Consider the following 19,555-nt stretch of genomic DNA (forward strand, 5'->3'; position numbering starts at 1 on the left):
CTCCATTGAATCCCGACCACTGACGCGGGAGCACGCTGCCATGACGCTGGAAGAAACCAAGGACACACCGGCCGCCGCCGACGACTATCTGAAGCGCCGGGCCCTGCGGCAGGGCAGCGCCGGCTGGCTGCTGCTCACCGGGCTCGGTGTCGGGTACGTCGTCTCCGGCGACTACGCCGGCTGGAACATGGGCCTCCAAGAGGGCGGTTTCGGCGGGCTGGCCATCGCCACCGTCCTGATGGGCGTGATGTACGCCTGTCTCGTCTACGCGCTCGCCGAGCTGTCCGCCATCCTGCCCGCGGCGGGCGGTGGTTACGGCTTCGCGCGCCGGGCGCTCGGCACCTGGGGCGGGTTCCTCACGGGGACGGCGATCCTCATCGAGTACATCCTCGCCCCGGCCGCCATCTCCATCTTCATCGGCGACTACGTCGAATCCCTCGGCCTGTTCGGCCTGGAGTCGAGCTGGCCGGTCTACCTGGCGTGTTTCGTCATCTTCATCGGCATCCACCTGTGGGGCGTCGGCGAGGCGCTGCGCTTCAGCCTGATCGTGACGGCCATCGCGGTGGCGGCCCTGCTCATCTTCGTGGTGGGCGCGTTCACGGAGTTCAACGCCGACGGGCTCAACGACATCCCGGCCGATCCGGCGGCGTTCGGCGCGAACTCCTGGCTGCCGTACGGTCTGCTCGGCATCTGGGCGGCGGTCCCGTTCGGGATGTGGTTCTTCCTGGGCGTGGAGGGCGTGCCGCTCGCCGCCGAGGAGGCGAAGGACCCGGTGCGGTCCATGCCGCGGGCGCTGTCGCTGTCGATGCTGATCCTGGTGCTGCTCGCCGTGCTGACGTTCTTCGCCTCGACGGGCGTGCGCGGCTCGGCCGCCATCCAGGACGCGGGCAACCCGCTGGTGGTGGCCCTCCAGGGGGACGGCGACCCGACCGCGCTGAGCCGGTTCGTCAACTACGCGGGGCTCGCGGGCCTGGTGGCCTCCTTCTTCTCCCTCATCTACGCGGGCTCCCGCCAGTTGTTCGCCCTGTCCCGGGCGGGGTACCTGCCCCGCTTCCTGTCCCTGACCAGCCGCCGCAAGTCCCCGTACCTGGGCCTGCTGATCCCCGGCGCGCTCGGCTTCGCGCTGGCGGCCGGGACCGGGAACGGCGCGCGGATGCTGAACATCGCGGTGTTCGGCGCCACCATCTCATACGCCCTGATGGCGCTGTCCCACATCGTGCTGCGGCGCCGCGAGCCGGACCTCCCGCGCCCGTACCGCACGCCCGGCGGGATCGTGACGTCCTCCGTCGCCTTCGTGCTGGCGCTGGCCGCGCTGGTGGCGACGTTCCTGGTGGACAAGGACGCGGCGTTCATCGCGCTGGGCGTCTACGTCGTCGCCCTCGCCTACTTCGCCTTCTACAGTCGTCACCGTCTCGTCGCGAGCGCGCCCGAGGAGGAGTTCGCGGCGCTGGCCGCGGCCGAGGCCGAGCTCGACCGCACCCTCGACCGCACCTGAGAGGAACCCGAACGTGCCCAAGCCGCTGATCGGCGTCACGACCTACCTGGACCCCGCGAAGTGGGGCGTGTGGGAGCTGCCCGCCGCCCTGCTCCCGGAGGCGTACCCCCGCCTGGTCCAGGCGGCGGGCGGCATCGCCGCGATGCTCCCGCCGGACGCGCCGTCCCTCGCCGCCGACGTGGTCGCCCGCCTCGACGGCCTCGTCGTCGCGGGCGGCGCGGACGTCGACCCCTCCCGGTACGGAGCCGACCGCGACCCGCGCACGGGCCCGGAGGCGGCCGAGCGGGACGCCTGGGAGCTCGCCCTGATCCAGGCGGCCCTGGCCACCAGCACGCCCCTGCTCGGCATCTGCCGCGGCATGCAACTGCTGAACGTGGCCCTCGGCGGCACCCTGCTCCAGCACCTGGACGGCCACACCGGCGGCGTCGGCGTCTTCGGCGCCCACACCGTCAAGCCGGTCCCGGGCACCCGGTACGCCTCGCTCGTCGGCGAGACGACGACGGTCCCGACGTACCACCACCAGGCCGTGGACCGGCTCGGCGACGGCCTGATGCCGTGCGCGCACGCCGAGGACGGCACCGTGGAGGCGGTCGAACTGGGGGGCGTGCGCTGGGCCCTGGGCGTCCAGTGGCACCCGGAGATGGGCAAGGACCTCCGCGTGATGGAGGGACTGGTCGCCGCTTCCGGATGAGCCCGTCGGGCGCCGCCCCGCGGGGATACGGCCGGCTCGATCCCGCGCCGGGGATACGTCCCCCTACCCCCGCGCCAGGGACAGCAGGTCGCGGGCCGGGCCGGTGGGGAGGGGGCCCGTGGGCCAGACCGCGCGGAGGGCGCGGTGGAGGTGGACGCCTTCGACGGGGACTTCGACGAGGCGGCGGGAGGCGAGTTCCTCGGTGACCGCGAGTTCGCTGAGCACCGCCGGGCCCGCTCCGGTGACCGCGGCCGCCTTCACGGCCGTCGTGGAGGCGAGCTCCAGCAGGGGGTCGGCGAGGCCGCCGTGCTCGGCCAGTGCCGCGTCCAGGACCTGGCGGGTGCCCGAGCCGTACTCGCGCAGCACGAGCGGGGTGGCGGCCAGTTCGGCGGGGGTCAGCGGGGCGCGGCGGCGGGCCCAGCGGTGGGACGGCGCGGCGACCACCACCAGCCTGTCGTGGGCGACGACCACCGCGTCCAGGCCCTCCGGGACGGTGAGGCCCTCGACGTACCCGAGGTCCGCCTCCCCGGCGAGCAGGCTGGCCGCGACGGCGGTCGAGTTGCCCGCCTGGAGCGAGACCGCCGTGTCGGGGCGCTCGGCGCGCAGGGCGATGAGCCAGCCGGGCAGCAGGTACTCGGCGATCGTCATCGACGCGGCGACCCGCAGTCGCGAGTCGCGCCGGTCGCGCAGCGCCTGGGCGCCCGCGTCGAACGCCTCGGCGGCCTCGACGACGCGCCGCGCCCAGTCCGTGACCAGCGCCCCCGCGTCGGTGAGGCGGGACCCCCGCGGGGAGCGGTCCACCAGGGCGACGCCCAACTGCCGCTCCATGGAGCGGATGCGGCTGCTGGCGGCCGGCTGGGTGATCCCGACCTCGCGCGCGGCCCGGCCCAGGCTGCCGTGCCGGGCCACGGCCAGAAGCAGTTCCAGGGCCCCGAGATCGGGCACGCGATGCGAGACGCTCATAAATTAAGTTTATGACGTCATAGGGAAGCGATCTCTGGTGGGGGGCATCACCGCAGGTCAGGGTGTTTCCATGGCAATTCTGGCGCAGCACCCACCACTCCCCCGCGTATCCCGCACCACGGCCGTCCGACACCTCGGACCCAACTGGTACGCGACGGTGATGGGCACCGCGATCGTCGCCAACGCGGGCGCCACGCTGCCCCTCCGGGTACCGGGCCTCCGCACCGCCTGCGCGGCCGTGTGGGCGCTGTCCCTGCTGATGCTGCTCACCCTGCTCGTGGCGCGCGCACTGCACTGGACGCACCATAGGGACCAGGCCCGGGCCCACCTCCTGGACCCGGCCATTGCCCCGTTCTACGGGTGCCTGGCCATGGCCCTGGTCTCGGTCGGCGGCGGCGCCCTCGTCGTCGGCGTGGACTGGATCGGGGCGGACGCGGCGGTCGCCCTCGACGCGGCGCTGTTCGTGGCGGGGACGGCGATCGGCCTGACCGTCGCGGTGACGATCCCGTACCTGATGGTGGTGCACCACCGGGCCGAGTCGGCCTCGCCGGTGTGGCTGCTGCCCGTCGTGTCGCCCATGGTGTCCGCCGCGCTCGGCCCCCTGCTCGTACCGCATCTCCCGCCGGGCCAGTGGCAGCGGACGCTGCTGATCGCCTGCTACGGGATGTTCGGGCTGAGCCTGCTCGCGACGCTGGTGATGCTGCCGCTGGTCTTCGGCCGGCTGCTGACCGGCGGGCCGCTGCCGCTCGCCCTGACGCCGACGCTGTTCCTGGTGCTGGGGCCGCTGGGCCAGTCCACGACGGCCGCCACCAAGTTCGCCGACGCGGCGCCGGGCGTGCCGTACGCGGGAGAGATCGCGGTCCTGTACGGGGTGCCCGTGATGGGTTTCGCCCTGATGTGGCTGGCGCTGGCCGGTGCGATGGTGCTGCGGGCCCGGCGCCGGGGCATGGGGTTCGCCATGACGTGGTGGGCGTTCACCTTCCCGGTGGGGACGTGCGTCACGGGCGCGGCGGGGCTGGCCCAGCACACCGGGCTGGCGGCGCTGCGGTGGCTGGCGGTGGGGCTGTACGCCCTGCTGGTGGCGGCGTGGCTGACGGCCGCCGTCAGGACGGCCCGGGGACTGGCCGGCGGAGCGCTGCTCGCAGCGCCTCCGGTGCCCCGGCGAGCGACGGCCCGTACCAGGTGAGGTACCGCCCGTCGACGAGCGCGGCGGGCAGCCCGCCGAACGCCTCGGGCCCGTCGTCGGCGGTGAAGCGGTACGGCTCGTCCGGCAGGACGACGAGGTCGGCCCCGGAGGCGCGCAGCTCGTCGAGCGGGACGCGCGGGTAGCGCTCGGCGTGCTCGCCGTACATGTTGCCGACGCCGAGGCGGTCCAGCAGGTCGCCCGCGAAGGTGTCGCGGCCCAGCACCATCCAGGGGCGGCGCCAGATGGGCACGATCGCACGGCGGTACGGGTCCGGTGTCACCGCCGCCCAGGCCGCCTCCGCCGCGTCCAGCCAGCGCGGCCGGGTCCGCACCCCGCAGGCGCGCAGCACCCGGTCCAGTTCGGTGAACGCCCGGTCCAGGTCACGGACCTCGGTGACCAGGACGTCCAGCCCGGCGGCGCGCAGCGCGGCGAGGTCGGGGGCCCGGTTCTCCTCCTCGTTGGCGACCACCAGGTCGGGTCGGAGGGCCACGATCGCGGCGACGTCCGGGTTCTTGGTTCCGCCGATACGGGTGACATCGAGCCCGGCGGGGTGGGTGCACCAGTTCGTGGCACCGACCAGCAGGCCGGGGGCCGTGACAGCGACGGCCTCGGTGAGGGAGGGGACGAGGGAGACGACCCGCATCACGTCGCCGGGGGCGTGGTGGGCGGTGCCGTCGGCGCGGCCGGGGTCATCGTCTCGATGTGGTCGGCGACCGAGACGACGAGGACACGCGTGCGTGGGTCGCCGGCCCGCCAGCGGTGGCGGACGCCGCCGGAGAGGTACAGGGTGTCGCCGCGCTCCAGCCGGTACGCCCGGCCCTCGGCCTCCACCTGGGCGGCGCCGTCGGCGACGTACAGCATGGCGTCGTTGCGCAGCACCAGTTCCCGGCCCGCGTCGTGCTCGCCGGTGAACTCCTCGGCGTGCATCTGGTGCTCGCCGCGCACCAGGGCCCGCGCGCCGGGCCGGCCGGGGTCGTCGGCGGCGCGTACGACGTCGACCGTGCGCGCCGGGTCGGCGGCGTCCAGCAGCGCCACCGTGGTGGTCTCCAGGGCGTCGGCGATCTGCTGGAGCGAGCGCTCGCTGGGCCGCGCGCGCTCGTTCTCGATCTGGCTCAGGAAGGGCACGGACAGCCCACTGCGCTCGGCGACCGCGGCGAGGGTGAGCGCCATGGCTCTTCGCCTCCTGCGGACGGCCACGCCCACCCGAAGCGTTTCCTTGTCGTCCATCTCCTCGGCTCCCTCCCTCTGCGACCACCTTACGCAGCGGCGGTACCGCCGAGTAGCGCAACCGGAGGGAAAGCCGCGGTGGGGCGGGCCCGCGACAGGGCCGCCCCACCGGACGGCTACACGGGTGCCATCTTGTCGGCGACGCCCGGGTTGGCGTCGAGCCAGGTGCGGACGGCCTCCTGCTCCTTGCCCTTGCCGGTCCGCTGGATGGTCGCCTCAAGGCTGGTGAGCTGCTGCTCGGTCATGCGGAAGCTCTTCAGCCACCGGCCCACCTCGGGGTTGTCGGCGGTGAAGCCCTCGCGGGCGAGGGTGTGCACGCCGTCGCCCTTGCCCCAGGTGCCCTTCGGGTCCTTGAGCTTCTTCAGGTCGTAGGTGGAGTACGCCCAGTGCGGCGACCAGAGGGTGACGACGACCGGCTCCTTCTTGGCGTACGCGCGCTTCAGCTCGGCCAGCATGCCGGGTGTGGAGCCGTCGACGACCTCGTATTCGCCCGCGAGGCCGTACTCCTTCAGGACCTTGTCCTTGAGCAGGCCCATCATTCCGGCGCTCGGCTCGATGCCGATGATCCGGCCCTTGAAGCGGTCCGCCTTGCCCTTGAGGTCGGCGAGGGAGTCGACGCCCTTGAGGTACGAGGGGACGGACAGCTCCAGAGAGGTGGGGCCGTACCAGGCACCCATGTCCTCCAGTTGGTCGTGGTACTTGTCCCAGTAGGTGGCGTGCGTGACGGGCAGCCACGAGTCGGTCTGGACGTCGATCTGGCCGTTGGCCATCCCGGTGTAGAGGGCGCCGGCCTCGTACTGCTTGGCGTCGACCTCGAAGCCGCGCCGCTCCAGTACCTCCTTCCAGAGGAAGGTGGAGGCGATGCCCTCGTCCCACGGGATGTAGCCCAGGGAGATCTTCCTGCCCTGGCCGACGTCCGTGCCGCCGCCGGCGGCGGTGGACGTGGCCGCGCCGCCGAAGACGTTCATGCCGCCCGCCACGAGGGCGAGGATGACGGCGCCGACGACCGCGACGGCCGGCCGGGGGCGGTGGTTGAGGACCGTGGCACGGCCCCCGGTGAGGGCCTTCGCCCTGGCCAGGGCGCGGCGGCCGAGGGGCGACACCTGGCGGCCGAGCGCCCCGGTGATCCGGTCCAGGTACATGGCGAGGATGACGATGGAGATGCCGGCCTCGAAGCCGAGACCGATGTCGACGTTGCCGATGGCCCGGTAGACCGCGCCGCCGAGTCCGCCGCCGCCGACCATGCCGGCGATGACGACCATGGACAGGCCCAGCATGATCACCTGGTTGACACCGGCCATGATCGTGGGCAGGGCGAGCGGCAGTTGGACGCGCAGCAGTGTGTCGCGCGGGGTGGTGCCGAACGCCTCGGCGGCCTCCACCAGCTCCTTGTCGACCTGGCGGATGCCGAGCTCGGTCATCCGCACGCCGGGCGGCAGGGCGAAGATGATGGTGGCGATGATGCCGGGGACCACGCCGACGCCGAAGAAGATGATCCCAGGGATCAGGTAGACCATGGCGGGCATGGTCTGCATGAAGTCCAGGACGGGCCGCGTCACGGCGCTGACGGCCTTGGACCGCGAGGCCCAGATGCCCAGCGGGACGGCGATGGCCAGCGTGACGACGGTGGCGACCAGCACCAGGCTGAGGGTCGACATGGCGTCGTCCCACAGGTCGACGGCGTCGATCAGCGCGAGGCCCGCGAAGGCGAGCACGCCGGCCGGCAGGCCGCGCAGCCACCAGGCGAGGACGGCGAGGATTCCGGCGAAGAGCAGCGGCTCGGGCGCCGAGAGGGCGGCGTCGATGCCGTCGTACATGCCGGTGACGACGGAGCTGATGGCGTCGAAGAGCCAGGACAGGTGCGACTGGAGCCAGTCGACACCACGGTCGACCCACTCACCGAGCGGAAGCCTAGGCACGGGGCGCCTCCTTGGTCGTGGTGGCCGGGGTCGTGGTGTCGGTGGTGATGGTGGCTGTGATGGCCGCGGGCTTTTCCGGCACGGGCGAGGTGGAAGGCGGTTGGTGGGGGGTCGGTTCGTCGGCCGGTTGGTCGGTGACGTGCTGGTCGGCGGCGGGCTCGCCGGTGGCCGACTGGTCGGCGGTCGGCCGGTCGGTGGACGGGCGTTCCGTGACCGGCTCGCCGAGGGCCGCGAGCAGGCGGGCACGGGTGATCACGCCGGCGAGCTCGCCCGTGTCGTCGGTGACGGCGACCGCGGCGCCGCTGGTGGAGCAGGGGGTGCACAGCTCGGCCAGCGGCGTGTCGAGCGGGACCGTGGCGGGCGCGGCGGCCAGGACGTCGGCGGCGGTACGCGGCTCATCGCCGCTCGCGTCGGCGGTGCCGAACACGGTGTCCGGGGCGGCCATGATGGCGCCGGCCGTCAGGACGCGTGACCGGTCGACGTCCTGGATGAAGGAGGCGACGTAGTCGTTGGCGGGCCGGACGAGGATGTCCTCGGCGGAGCCGAGCTGGACGATCCGGCCGTCCCGCATGACGGCGATGCGGTCACCGAGGCGCATGGCCTCGTTGAGGTCGTGGGTGATGAAGACGATCGTCTTCTTCAGCCGCTTCTGGAGCTCCAGGAGCTGGTCCTGCATGTCGCGGCGGATCAGTGGGTCGAGGGCGCTGAAGGACTCGTCCATCAGCAGCAGGTCGGCGTCGGTGGCGAGCGCGCGGGCCAGGCCGACGCGCTGCTGCATGCCGCCGGACAGCTCGTCCGGCCAGCACGCCTCCCAGCCGCCCAGGCCGCACAGCTCCAGGGCCTCGGCGGCGCGCCGTTCGCGCTCGCGGCGCGGGACGCCCTGCACTTCGAGGCCGTAGGCGGCGTTCTCCAGCACGCTGCGGTGCGGGAAGAGCGCGAAGTGCTGGAACACCATGCTGATCTTCGTGGAGCGTACGCGGCGCAGCTCGCGCGGGCTGAGCGCGGTGAGGTCCTCGCCGTCGAAGAGGACGCGTCCGGCGGTCGGTTCCAGCAGTCCGTTGAGCATGCGCAGCAGCGTGGACTTGCCGGATCCGGACAGCCCCATCACGACGAAGATCTGGCCCGGCTCGACGGCGAACGAGGCGTCGATCACCGCCGCGGTCGCCCCGTCGGCGCGCAACTCGTCGCGGTCCGCACCGGCTTGGAGCCTGCGTACCGCTTCGTCGGGTCGTCTGCCGAACACCTTGTACAGGTGCTCCGCCTGGAGCCTGGACACATACACCTCACGCGTGGGAACGAACGGAACGGGTTGGTTGAAACAGGACAGACCCCGCTCCGGTGCCGCACCTGCCCTTGCGCACACCGGACAAACGGAAAGGTGATCCACTTCACGCGGCGTCATGTCGAGCGCCCGTGGGTGTCAGTGGGGTGCGGCATGATCGGAGATGTGACGCGACGCCTGATGCTCCTCGACACCGCTTCCCTCTACTTCCGCGCCTACTTCGGGGTCCCCGACTCCGTGCGGGCGCCGGACGGCACGCCGGTCAACGCCGTGCGCGGGCTGCTGGACTTCATCGCCCGGCTGGTCCAGGACCGGCGGCCGGACGACCTGGTGGCCTGCATGGACGCGGACTGGCGGCCGGCGTGGCGGGTGGAGCTGATCCCGTCGTACAAGGCGCATCGGGTCGCCGAGGAGACGGAGGTGGGCCCGGACGAGGAGGAGATCCCGGACACGCTGTCGCCCCAGGTGCCGGTGATCGAGGCGGTGCTGGACGCGCTGGGGATCGCCCGCGTGGGCGTCGCCGGGTACGAGGCGGACGACGTGATCGGCACCCTGGCCGGGCGGGCGGCGGGGCCGGTGGACATCGTGACGGGCGACCGGGACCTGTACCAGTTGGTGGACGACGCCCGGGGCGTGCGGGTGCTGTATCCGCTCAAGGGGGTGGGCACGCTCCAGGTGACGGACGAGGCGTGGCTGCGCGCGAAGTACGGGGTGGACGGGCCGGGGTACGCGGACCTGGCGCTGCTGCGCGGTGACCCGAGCGACGGGCTGCCGGGCGTGCCGGGCATCGGTGAGAAGACGGCGGCCAAGCTGCTCGACAGCTACGGCGACCTGGCCGGGATCATGGCGGCGGTGGACGATCCGCGCTCGAAGCTGACGCCCGCGCAGCGGAGGCGGCTGGACGAGTCCCGGGACTACCTGGCGGTCGCGCCGAAGGTGGTGCGGGTCGCCGACGACGTACCGCTGCCGGCGTTCGACCCGGCGCTGCCGGCGGAGCCGCGGGACGCGGCGGCACTGGAGGCGCTGGCGGCGCGGTGGGGGCTGGGGGGCTCCCTGGAGCGGCTTCTCACGACTCTCCGGGGCTGAGGTGTTAGCTTAGGTAAGCCTAAGCAACCACACTCCCCGGGAGACCACCGTGGCGGAACAGCCGGCCCGTAAGGCACCCAAGGCGCAGGAGGCGCGTGTCGTGCGCACCGAGCGGCTCACGCCGCACATGGTGCGCATCGTCCTCGGCGGCGAGGGGCTGGCCGGGTTCGCCGCGGACGAGTTCACGGACCACTACATCAAGTTGATCTTCGCGGCGCCGGGCGTGACGTATCCGGAGCCGTTCGACATGACGCGGATCCGGGAGGAGTTCCCGCGCGAGCAGTGGCCCACGACGCGTACGTACACGGTACGGGCGTGGGACCCCGCCCAGCGGGAGCTCACCGTCGACTTCGTCGTCCACGGCGACGAGGGCCTGGCCGGCCCGTGGGCGGCGCGGGCCCGCGTGGGCGAGACGGTCCGCTTCCTCGGGCCGGGCGGTGGCTACGCGCCGGACCCGGCGGCGGACTGGCACCTGCTGGTGGGCGACGAGAGCGCCCTGCCCGCGATCGCCGCGTCGCTGGAGCGGCTCCCGGAGGGCGCCGTCGGGCACGCCCTGATCGAGGTCGAGTCGCCGGACGACGAGCAGAAGATCGCCCTGCCGGCCGGCGTCGAGCTCCGCTGGCTCCACCGCGCCGGCCGCCCGGTCGGCGACGCGCTGCTGGCCGCCGTCCAGGCCCTGGACTTCCCGCCCGGCGACGTGCACGCCTTCGTCCACGGCGAGGCGGGCTTCGTCAAGGACCTGCGCCGCCACCTCCGCCTGGAGCGCCAGGTGCCGCGCGAACGCCTCTCCATCTCCGGCTACTGGCGCCTGGGCAAGACGGACGAGGCCTGGCGCGCCATCAAGCGCGACTGGAACGAGCAGGTGGAACGCGAGCAGGAAACCCCGCCCACCGCCGCCTGACCCCAGGGCCCCTAGGCTGACCGCATGTCAGCCCCCGGCCCCACCGACCGCACCGACCCCGCCGACGGGCTCGGCCGGACGGAACCTGCCGACCGTGTCGGCCGCGCCGACCGCGTCAGCGGCGCCGTCCTGGGGTCCGCCGTCGGTGACGCCCTCGGCGCGCCCTTCGAGTTCGGGCTGCCGGGCGTCTACTCCGCCCGCTTCCCGGACGGCGTCGGTGAGATGTGCGGAGGGGGCGGCTGGGACCCCGGCGAGGCCACGGACGACACGCAGATGGCCGTCCTCGTCGGCGAGTCACTGCTGGAACGCCACGGGCTCGACCTCCCGGACGTCTTCGAACGGTTCCGGCGGTGGGCGGCCGGGGAGCCGAAGGACATCGGGCTCCAGACCGAGGACGTCCTGACGAACGGCGCGCCCTGGAACCGCGCGGCCGCGCTCCACTTCTCCCTGAACGGGCGCGCCGCGGGCAACGGTTCGCTGATGCGGGCCTCCACGTCCGCCGTGTACTTCGCGAACGCCGGCCGCACCGGGACCATGGACGCCGCCCGGCGGCTCGCCGCGCTCACGCACGGCGACCGTGCCGCGTGGGAGGGCACGGCCGTACTGCACGAGCTGGTCCGGGTGGCCCTGGACGGGGCGGACCCTCTGGCGGCCGTGCCGGACGCCTTGGCCGCCGTCCACGCGGATCACCGGGAACGCTGGGCAACCGTCCTGGCCCCCGACTGGCACCCGGACCTGGCCACCGAGTTCAACGGGGCGGTGTGGCCGTGCCTGGGTTCGGCGCTCTGGGCGCTGCGGACGACCGGTTCGTTCGAGGACGCCCTGGCGGCGGCGATCGACCTGGGCGGCGACACCGACACGGTCGCGGCCGTCACGGGCATGCTGGCGGGCGCCGTGTACGGGGCCGGGGCGGTTCCGGGACGCTGGGCGGCCGCCCTGCACGTGCCGCTGCCGGGTCACGGCGGGCGGGTGCTGCGCGCGCCGGAGCTCATCGCGCTGGCCGAGGCCCTCGCGGCCGCCCCCGGGCTGAGCCGGCCACCTCGGGCTGAGCCGGCCACCTCGGTGAGCCGGTCCCCCGAGCTGAGCCGCTCCCCACGGTGACGTGAGGGCCCGGCCAGGGGAAACCCCGGCCGGGCCCTCACGTACGACGACGGGCGCGTCAGCCCACCGAGCTGTAGGCGACGACGCCCCGCAGCAGGGCGTCGACCGCCTTGCGGGCGTTCTTGGCGACCGTGCTGCCCTCGCCGGGCGCGGCCGCCGCGATCTGACCGAGTACGTCGATGACCTGCTTGCACCAGCGGACGAAGTCGCCCGCCGGCATCTCGGCCTCGCGCAGCACCTCGTCGAGGCTCTTGTCGGAGGCCCACTGGTAGGCGGCCCAGGCGAAGCCCAGGTCCGGTTCGCGCTGGCCGACGCCCTCGGCCTGGTTGATCCGGAACTCCTCCTCCAGCGCGTCCAGCCGCCCCCAGATCCGCACCATCTCGCCGAGGGCCGCCTTGGCCTTGCCCGACGGGAGCTTCGGGGCGACCGCGTCGTCCGACTGCCGGGCCTCGTAGACCAGGGCCGAGACGCACGCGGCCAGTTCGGCCGGGTTGAGGCCCTCCCAGACGCCGTCGCGCAGGCATTCGCTGGCCAGCAGGTCCAGTTCGCCGTAGAGGCGCGCGAGTCGCTTGCCGTGCTCGGTGACCTCGTCGCCGCGCAGGTAGTCCATCTCGGTCAGGAGCGCGACGATCCGGTCGAAGGTGCGGGCGATGGTGTTCGTCCGCCCCTCGATGCGCCGCTCCAACTGGCGTGTGTCGCGCTGGAGGCGGTGGTACCGCTCGGCCCACCGCGCGTGGTCCTCCCGCTCGCTGCACCCGTGGCAGGGGTGCGCGCGCAGCGCGGCGCGCAGGCGGGCGATCTCGCGGTCGTCGGCGGCCGCGGAGCGCTGCTTGCGGTGTCGCTCCGGGGCTATGTGCCCGGCCTTGGTGCGCAGCGCGGACGCCAGGTCGCGCCGCGACTGCGGGGAGCGCGGGTTGAACGACTTCGGGATGCGCATCCGCTCCAGCGGCTCGACCGGCACCGGGAAGTCGATCGACGCGAGCCGCTTGACCTGCCGTTCGGCGGTGAGCACCAGCGGGCGCGGCCCGTCGACGTGCTCGAAGCCGCGGTGTCCGTTGGACCGCCCGGCCGGCAGGCCCGGGTCCAGGACCAGCGCCAGCCCGGCGAACTTGCCGGTCGGCACATGGATGACGTCACCCGGCTTGAGCCGCTCCAGGGACGTGGCGGCGGCCACCCTGCGCTGTGCGGCGCCCTGCTTGGCCAGCTCCGTCTCACGGTCCTTCAGCTCGCGGCGCAGCCGCGCGTACTCCTCGAAGTCCCCGAGGTGGCACGTCATGCCCTCCCGGTAGCCCTGGAGCCCCTCCTCGTTGCGCTGGACCTGGCGGGAGATGCCGACGACCGACCGGTCCGCCTGGAACTGCGCGAAAGACGTCTCCAGCAGCTCGCGCGAGCGGTGCCGGCCGAACTGGTCGACCAGGTTGACCGCCATGTTGTACGAGGGCTTGAAGCTGGAGCGCAGCGGGTACGTCCGCGTGCCGGCGAGGCCCGCGAGGTGGCCGGGGTCCATGCCGCGCTGCCAGAGGACCACCGCGTGGCCTTCGACGTCGATGCCGCGCCGGCCCGCGCGCCCGGTCAACTGGGTGTACTCGCCCGGGGTGATGTCGGCGTGCTGCTCGCCGTTCCACTTGACCAGCTTCTCCAACACCACCGACCGGGCCGGCATGTTGATGCCCAGCGCCAGCGTCTCGGTGGCGAACACGGCCTTGACCAGGCCCTGTACGAACAGCTCCTCGACGACCTCCTTGAAGGTCGGCAGCATGCCCGCGTGGTGCGCGGCGATGCCCCGCTCCAGGCCTTCGAGCCACTCGTAGTAGCCCAGGACGTGCAGGTCCTCGGTGGGGATCGAGGCGGTGCGTTCCTCGACTATCTCCCGGACCCGCGCGCGCCCCTCCTCGTCGTTGAGGCGGAGGCCCGCGTACAGGCACTGCTGTACGGCGGCCTCGCAGCCGGCCCGGCTGAAGATGAACGTGATGGCGGGCAGCAGCCCCTCGGCGTCCAGCCGCTCGATGACCTCGGGCCGCCCGGGCGTCCAGATCCGCGACCGCTGCCGCCGCTCGCGCTCGCGGTCGGCCTCCCGGCCGCGGCGCCGGTCCCGGCCGTTGTACGACGGGCGGGAGTTCTCCATGCGGGCCAGGCGGACCAGGTCGGGGTTGACCTCCCGCCGGGCGGAACCGCGGCCGCCGTGGTCGGTCTCCTCCTCGAAGAGGTCATAGATCCGGCGCCCGGCCAGGACGTGCTGCCACAGCGGCACCGGCCGGCTCTCGGAGACGATCACCTCGGTGTCGCCACGGACGGTGTCGAGCCAATCACCGAACTCCTCGGCGTTCGACACGGTCGCGGAGAGCGACACCAGGGTCACGGACTCGGGGAGGTGGATGATCACTTCCTCCCAGACGGCCCCGCGGAACCGGTCGGAGAGGTAGTGCACCTCGTCCATCACCACATAGCCCAGCCCCCGGAGGGACTGCGACCCCGCGTACAGCATGTTGCGGAGGACCTCGGTGGTCATCACGATGACCGGGGCCTCGGAATTGACGCTGTTGTCGCCGGTCAGCAGGCCGACCTTGCCCGGTCCGTACCGCCTGACCAGGTCGGCGTACTTCTGGTTCGACAGGGCCTTGATGGGCGTGGTGTAGAAGCACTTGCGCCCCTGCTCCAGGGCGAGGTGCACGGCGAACTCACCGACGATGGTCTTGCCCGAGCCGGTGGGCGCCGCGACGAGTACTCCCTTGCCGTCCTCCAGGGCACGGCAGGCCTCGACCTGGAACGGGTCCAGCTCGAAGTCGTAGAGGGCGCGGAAAGCAGCGAGCGCGGTTGCCTGCTCGGCGGCGCGGAGCCTGGCGGCCGCGTACGCCTCCGCGGGTGTGAGTTCTTCTGTCATCTTGCTATCGAGCCTACCCGCCGGCACTGACAGTCAGCCGATCTTTAATCGGCCCGGCAGCCCGTGACCATGGGGCTACGCAGCGAGAACGGGCGAAGGCCCACCAGGGGGCTCCTGGAGGGCCTTCGCTCCGCATGGGCGTGCGCCGGGGGCGCACAGGTCAGGTGATGTCGTCGTACCCGTTCACCCGCTGTGAGCGGCTGCCGTCCGCCTGCTCGGGCAGCGCCGGGACGGAGGGGATGGGCTCGGCCGCGTCGATGGACGCGGGGGTGAGGTCCAGCTCGGAGGCTTCGTCGTCGGACAGCCCGCGGTCGGGGTTCCCGAACTGCCGGCGCCGGTCGTTGAGCAGCGAGATGCCGACCGCGATGAAGTAGAGCACCGCCAGCGGACCGGCCAGCAGGATCATCGAGAGCGGGTCACCGCCGGGGGTGGCGATCGCGGCGAACGCCGTGAGGCCGATGATCATGCCCCGCCACCAGCGGAGCATGCGCCGACCGGTGAGGACGCCCGTGAAGTTCAGCAGGATCAGCAGCAGGGGCAGCTCGAAGGCCAGTCCGAAGACGATCACCATACGGGTGATCAGGTCGAGGTAGTCGTCGAGCGGGATCAGGTTCTTCGCGCCGTCCGGCGTGAAGCTCAGCATGATCTCCGCCGTCTGAGGCAGGATCGTGTACGCGACCCACGCCCCGAGGAGGAAGAGCGGGACGCCGATGGCCGCGAAGCCGAGCGCGTAGCGCTTCTCCTGCTTGTGCAGGCCCGGGGCCACGAAGGCCCAGAGCTGGTAGAGCCAGACGGGGGTGGCCGCCAGGACGCCCGCCATCAGCGCCACCTTGAGCGCGATCGTGAACGGCGACAACAGACCGTTGGTCGTCATGTCCGCGCACGGCCTGCCGTCCTTGGTGACGACCCGGCCTCCCGTACAGCCGACCGACTCCAGGATCGGCTCCATCAGGAACTCGAAGATGGCCTTCTGGAAGAAGGCCGCGACGATCACCGCTACCGCAATGGCGATTACCGACTTCAGCAGCCGGTTCCGCAGTTCACGCAAATGATCGACAAGGGGCATCCGCCCCTCGTCGTTCTTCTCCCGCTTGCGGGCAGACTTGAGCAACCCACTTCCCTTGTCTCGTGCGATGTGCGGCAGCCGTCAGCGCGTAACGCGCAGCGCGTCATCCGCGCGCGTGTGCGTCAGCTCTTGGTGGTGTTCTGCTCCGCGACCGGGCGGGCGCTGCTCACGTCGCCGGGGGCGGCCTGAATCGTGCGCGGGGCGGGCTGCTGCTGGGCCGTCGTGTCCGTGGTGGGCGCGGGGGCGGACTCGGCGTCGTCCTTCTTCATGGCCTTGGCCTCGCTCTTGAGGATGCGAGCCGACTTGCCCAGCGAACGAGCCATCTCAGGAAGCTTCTTGGCACCGAAAAGCAGCAGGATGACGACGATGATCAGAACGATCTCGAGGGGCTTCAGATTGCCGATCATGTGCTACTTCCTTCTCACCGTGGCGGCTGGGGGGAGTGGGACTTACCTGTGCGACCGGACGGTTGTCCAGCCCCATGCTGCAAGGATCGTAACTCGCACGGGTAAACGCCGGGCAATCCCCGTGCATACTCCGCGTTCCGGGCAGGTGCCTCAACACCCGCGAACACCCGCACCGGAATCAGCAGCGTACCTCCCGCACCTGCGTGCGAGGAGACCGCGCGTCATCGCAAACTGTCGCCGGTACGGGCGAGATCGGTGGCCGCCCGCTCCAGGTCCTCGGCGGCACGGTTGATCCGCTGTGTGGTGTGCGTCACTTGACGACCGAGGCGTTGCGCCTCGATGAACACCCGGATGCCGAGGACGCCGAGGACGGCGATACCGAGGAACCCGAGGGCGATGGCGAGCATGGGCCAGAACATGCGCAGAGCCTAGACGACGCTCAGACGGTGGAGTGGAGGCGCAGCGTCCGCACTCCGCCGCCGGTGAGGAGCTCGACGATGCGCTCACCGGCGGGCTTTCGCACGGCCGAGCCGCACTCGGGACAGGTGAAGGAGTAGAAGGTGGTGCGGCGACTGGCCCCGATGGCGAGCCGCAAGGAGCCGGCCGAGAGCTCGAAGCGGGCCTGGCACTCGGGGCAGGCGGCCTTGAAGAGGACCGGGCCGACCGAGGCCGACGGCGACGAGATGACTCCGGACATCACGGACGAATCCCTCAATTCCATCAATTCCCTCAACGGCTGCCTGAACCGGGGCTGTACCGGGCCCGTAGGCGGTTCCGTGCAGGTCTGCACGGGATCTGTACCGCGCCTCGACCGGCGCGGCACCGCCTGCTCCTGTCCTGGTCCTCCTCCTGGTCCTGGCCCTACTCCTGGTCGTCGTACGCGGCCAGCGCCTCGCACGCCGCCTGCCGGGCACTCGCCGCCAGCTCCGGCGGGGAGACGATCCGGCCCTCCCTGCCCAGACGCAGGGCCAGCCGCCGCAGCGACGCCGGGTCCGGCGTGCGCAGCGTGATGCGCAAGCCCCCGTCGGGCAGCTCCTCCGCGCTGTCGTGCGGGTAGTACTCGGCCACCCACCGGCCGCCCGGCCCCACCTCGACCACGACCTCGGGGTCGTCGGCCGACGGCTGGACCAGGCCCTCGGACAGGTCGCGCAGCTCGATCTCCGGCGGTGCGGAGGGCTCGTCCAGCAGCCGGATCTCGGCCACCCGGTCGAGGCGGAAGGTGCGCCGGTCCTCGGACAGGCGGCACCAGGCCTCCATATAGGTGTGGCCGACGGCGAAGAGCCGGATCGGGTCCACCTCGCGCTCGGTGAGCTCGTCCCGCGCGGGCGAGTAGTAGCGCAGCCACAGCCGGCGCCGCTCCGAGATGGCCCGGTCGACCTCGGCGAACACACCGCCCTCGGACTCGAACGTCACCGACAGCCGGGAGCTCGCGCCCGCCGCCTCGCCCGCGGCCGCCTCCAGCTTGGCGGTGGCGCGCAGCAGCGCCTCCCGGTCGCCCTCGCGCAGCCCGGGCAGGGTGGCGACGGCCCGCGCGGCGACCAGCAGCGCGGTGGCCTCGTCGGCGGCGAGCCGCAGCGGCTCGGCGACGTCGTCGGGGTTGTGCCACCAGATCTGCTCGCCGTCCGTGTCGATGTCGAGCAGGTCACCGCCCCGGAAACTGGTCCCGCACATGGGCAGTACGTCCAGGTCGGAGATCAGCTCGTCCTCGGTGATGCCGAACGCCCGGGCGACGTCCCCGACGTGGGCACCGGGGCGCTCGCGCAGATAGGTCACCAGGGACAGCATCCGCCTGGTCTGGTCGATCGCGTTCGCGGCCATCGTCTTTCCGTCCCCCTCAGCCCTTGGCCACGGCGCGCAGCCGGTCCACCACATCGGCCCGCAGATCGGCCGGTTCCAGTACGACGACGTCCGGGCCGAACTCGACGAGCCAGGCGTCCAGTCCGTGCCCGTACGGGATCTCCAGCTCGTCCCAGCCGTCCCCCAGCTCCCGCACCGACAGGGCACGGGCGCGCAGCGGGTAGCCGCAGTCGGTGCGCAGCCGGATGCGGGCGGACCTCGTCGCCGTCTCCCCCGCCCAGCTCTCGACGGTCTCGCGCACGGTCGACACGTCCGGTACGGGCGCGGTGAACACCCCGGCGCGAGAGCGGACCTTGCCGGTGATCCGGGAGAGCCGGAAGACGCGCTCGGCGCCCCGGTCGCGGTCCCAGCCGGCCAGGTACCAGTGGCCGCGCCAGCACTCCAGCGTCCACGGCTCGACGTGCCGGGTCTCGGGACGGGCGGCGTTGCCCTTGCGGTACTCGAACACGACGGGGCGCCGGTCCCGGCAGGCCAGCATCAGCGGCTCGAAGGCGGCCTCGTGGACCGGGATGCGCGGTTCGAGGGCGCTGTGCGGGATGTCGTAGGAGTCCTCCGCCTCGGGCATGCCGGCGGCGCGCAGCTTCTGGAGGGCGCCGCTCGCGGCACCGGCCAGGCGGGCCTGCTGCCAGACCTTGGCGGCGAGGCCCAGCGCGGCGGCCTCCTCGGCGTCGAGCTGGATGGGGGGCAGCCGGTTGGAGTCGCGGCGGGCGAGGTATCCGGTCTCGCCGTCCAGGTTCTCCACGGTCTCGATGACCAGGCCGAGCTCGCGCAGATCGTCCTTGTCGCGCTCGAACATCCGGTTGAAGGAGTCGTCGGAGCCGGCTTCCAGGTAGGCCTCGATCGAGCTGCGCAGTTCCCGCTTGCTGAGCGGGCGCCGGGTCCCCAGCAGGCACAGCGCCAGATTCATGAGCCGCTCGGCCTTGGCAATGGCCATCGACGCCCTGCACCTCTTCTTATGGAGTCACTTTTACCGCTCAACGTACCGCCCCGGGGTGTCGCGGCAAAAGTCACGTCCGGCCCCCGCACCGGGCCCCGCGGGCCTCGTGGGCCTCGTGGCAAGGCCGAGGGCCCGTGCCGTGCGGCACGGGCCCTCGGGGTGACCGTCAGACGGAGACCAGGTCGCAGACGAAGATCAGCGTCTCGCCGGGCGCGATGAGGCCGCCACCGGCGCCGCGGTCGCCGTACGCGAGGTGCGCGGGGATGGTCAGCTTGCGGCGGCCGCCGACCTTCATGCCCTGCACGCCCTGGTCCCAGCCCGCGATGACCTGGCCGGCACCGAGCTGGAACGCCAGCGGCTTGCCACGGTTCCAGGACGCGTCGAACTCCTCGCCGGTGGAGAAGGCCACGCCCACGTAGTGGACCTGGACCGTGGCACCGGCCTTGGCCTCGGGACCGTCACCCTCCCAGATGTCCTCGATCTGGAGCTCGGTCGGCGCCGGGCCCTCGGGGAAGTCGATCTCGGGCTTGTCGATGTTCACGAAAAACAGTGCTCC

The 19,555-nt window shown here is 72.5% G+C and carries 19 protein-coding genes; 6 read left to right on the forward strand and 13 right to left on the reverse strand.

Features of this window, described 5'->3' with window-relative positions; all coding sequences use genetic code 11:
* Nucleotides 1–40: 40 nt before the first annotated feature.
* Both eat and ACZ46W_RS25520 read left to right on the forward strand, forming a co-directional pair.
* Nucleotides 41–1,495, forward strand: a complete 1,455-nt coding sequence (eat, locus tag ACZ46W_RS25515; protein ID WP_468341730.1) for an ethanolamine permease — start codon at nt 41–43, stop codon at nt 1,493–1,495.
* Nucleotides 1,496–1,508: 13 nt separating this feature from the next.
* Nucleotides 1,509–2,186, forward strand: coding sequence for a gamma-glutamyl-gamma-aminobutyrate hydrolase family protein (locus ACZ46W_RS25520; protein WP_468341734.1), 678 nt, complete (start codon nt 1,509–1,511; stop codon nt 2,184–2,186).
* 63 nt (nt 2,187–2,249) lie between these two features.
* Here the strand turns inward: ACZ46W_RS25520 and ACZ46W_RS25525 are convergent, their stop codons facing one another.
* On the reverse strand, nt 2,250–3,149 hold the full coding sequence (locus ACZ46W_RS25525) for a LysR family transcriptional regulator (protein ID WP_468341737.1): 900 nt from the start codon (nt 3,147–3,149) through the stop codon (nt 2,250–2,252).
* Between the two features lie 70 nt (nt 3,150–3,219).
* On the opposite strand from ACZ46W_RS25525, the gene ACZ46W_RS25530 reads away from it, so the two are divergent.
* Complete coding sequence (locus ACZ46W_RS25530; protein ID WP_468341740.1) at nt 3,220–4,335, forward strand: TDT family transporter; 1,116 nt, start codon at nt 3,220–3,222, stop codon at nt 4,333–4,335.
* Here ACZ46W_RS25530 and ACZ46W_RS25535 read toward each other — a convergent pair.
* The 4 genes from ACZ46W_RS25535 to ACZ46W_RS25550 form a co-directional block, all read right to left on the reverse strand.
* Nucleotides 4,253–4,978, reverse strand: a complete 726-nt coding sequence (locus ACZ46W_RS25535) for a helical backbone metal receptor (RefSeq protein WP_468341743.1) — start codon at nt 4,976–4,978, stop codon at nt 4,253–4,255. The two genes, ACZ46W_RS25530 and ACZ46W_RS25535, sit on opposite strands and share 83 nt — an antisense overlap.
* Nucleotides 4,978–5,562 (reverse strand): helix-turn-helix domain-containing protein, encoded by a 585-nt coding sequence (locus tag ACZ46W_RS25540; protein WP_468341746.1) that lies wholly within the window; start codon nt 5,560–5,562, stop codon nt 4,978–4,980. The genes ACZ46W_RS25535 and ACZ46W_RS25540 overlap by 1 nt, the downstream gene beginning before the upstream one ends.
* A gap of 116 nt (nt 5,563–5,678) precedes the next feature.
* Nucleotides 5,679–7,481, reverse strand: coding sequence for an ABC transporter permease/substrate binding protein (locus ACZ46W_RS25545; RefSeq protein WP_468341749.1), 1,803 nt, complete (start codon nt 7,479–7,481; stop codon nt 5,679–5,681).
* On the reverse strand, nt 7,474–8,757 hold the full coding sequence (locus tag ACZ46W_RS25550; protein ID WP_468341752.1) for a quaternary amine ABC transporter ATP-binding protein: 1,284 nt from the start codon (nt 8,755–8,757) through the stop codon (nt 7,474–7,476). Before ACZ46W_RS25550 ends, ACZ46W_RS25545 begins: the two co-directional genes overlap by 8 nt.
* A 186-nt stretch (nt 8,758–8,943) precedes the next feature.
* On the opposite strand from ACZ46W_RS25550, the gene ACZ46W_RS25555 reads away from it, so the two are divergent.
* The 3 genes from ACZ46W_RS25555 to ACZ46W_RS25565 are packed head-to-tail and all read left to right on the forward strand — an operon-like array spanning nt 8,944 to nt 11,851.
* Nucleotides 8,944–9,849 carry a 5'-3' exonuclease gene (locus ACZ46W_RS25555; protein WP_468342347.1) on the forward strand — a complete coding sequence of 302 codons (906 nt, stop codon included), beginning with the start codon at nt 8,944–8,946 and terminating at the stop codon, nt 9,847–9,849.
* 49 nt (nt 9,850–9,898) lie between these two features.
* Nucleotides 9,899–10,750, forward strand: coding sequence for a siderophore-interacting protein (locus tag ACZ46W_RS25560; RefSeq protein WP_468341754.1), 852 nt, complete (start codon nt 9,899–9,901; stop codon nt 10,748–10,750).
* Nucleotides 10,751–10,774: 24 nt separating this feature from the next.
* Entirely contained in the window at nt 10,775–11,851 is a 1,077-nt protein-coding gene (locus tag ACZ46W_RS25565; RefSeq protein ID WP_468341757.1) for an ADP-ribosylglycohydrolase family protein, read from the forward strand.
* Nucleotides 11,852–11,909: 58 nt separating this feature from the next.
* Here the strand turns inward: ACZ46W_RS25565 and ACZ46W_RS25570 are convergent, their stop codons facing one another.
* The 8 genes from ACZ46W_RS25570 to ACZ46W_RS25605 all read right to left on the reverse strand — a co-directional run bounded on the left by ACZ46W_RS25570 (nt 11,910) and on the right by ACZ46W_RS25605 (nt 19,540).
* The gene (locus ACZ46W_RS25570; protein WP_468341760.1) at nt 11,910–14,732 is read right to left on the reverse strand and encodes a DEAD/DEAH box helicase; all 2,823 of its coding nucleotides are present in this window, start codon (nt 14,730–14,732) and stop codon (nt 11,910–11,912) included.
* A 160-nt stretch (nt 14,733–14,892) separates the two neighbouring features.
* Nucleotides 14,893–15,843, reverse strand: a complete 951-nt coding sequence (tatC, locus tag ACZ46W_RS25575) for a twin-arginine translocase subunit TatC (RefSeq protein ID WP_468341763.1) — start codon at nt 15,841–15,843, stop codon at nt 14,893–14,895.
* A 77-nt stretch (nt 15,844–15,920) separates the two neighbouring features.
* Nucleotides 15,921–16,205, reverse strand: coding sequence for a Sec-independent protein translocase subunit TatA (tatA, locus tag ACZ46W_RS25580; RefSeq protein WP_366130611.1), 285 nt, complete (start codon nt 16,203–16,205; stop codon nt 15,921–15,923).
* A 221-nt stretch (nt 16,206–16,426) separates the two neighbouring features.
* Nucleotides 16,427–16,624, reverse strand: coding sequence for a hypothetical protein (locus ACZ46W_RS25585; RefSeq protein ID WP_366130610.1), 198 nt, complete (start codon nt 16,622–16,624; stop codon nt 16,427–16,429).
* Nucleotides 16,625–16,644: 20 nt separating this feature from the next.
* Nucleotides 16,645–16,902 (reverse strand): hypothetical protein, encoded by a 258-nt coding sequence (locus tag ACZ46W_RS25590; RefSeq protein ID WP_468341766.1) that lies wholly within the window; start codon nt 16,900–16,902, stop codon nt 16,645–16,647.
* Between the two features lie 164 nt (nt 16,903–17,066).
* Complete coding sequence (locus ACZ46W_RS25595; protein ID WP_468341769.1) at nt 17,067–18,023, reverse strand: helix-turn-helix transcriptional regulator; 957 nt, start codon at nt 18,021–18,023, stop codon at nt 17,067–17,069.
* Nucleotides 18,024–18,039: 16 nt separating this feature from the next.
* Nucleotides 18,040–18,996 carry a helix-turn-helix transcriptional regulator gene (locus tag ACZ46W_RS25600; RefSeq protein WP_468341772.1) on the reverse strand — a complete coding sequence of 319 codons (957 nt, stop codon included), beginning with the start codon at nt 18,994–18,996 and terminating at the stop codon, nt 18,040–18,042.
* A 169-nt stretch (nt 18,997–19,165) separates the two neighbouring features.
* Complete coding sequence (locus ACZ46W_RS25605) at nt 19,166–19,540, reverse strand: FKBP-type peptidyl-prolyl cis-trans isomerase (RefSeq protein ID WP_468341774.1); 375 nt, start codon at nt 19,538–19,540, stop codon at nt 19,166–19,168.
* Nucleotides 19,541–19,555: the final 15 nt, after the last annotated feature.

Source organism: Streptomyces sp. NPDC031064, from assembly GCF_055570965.1.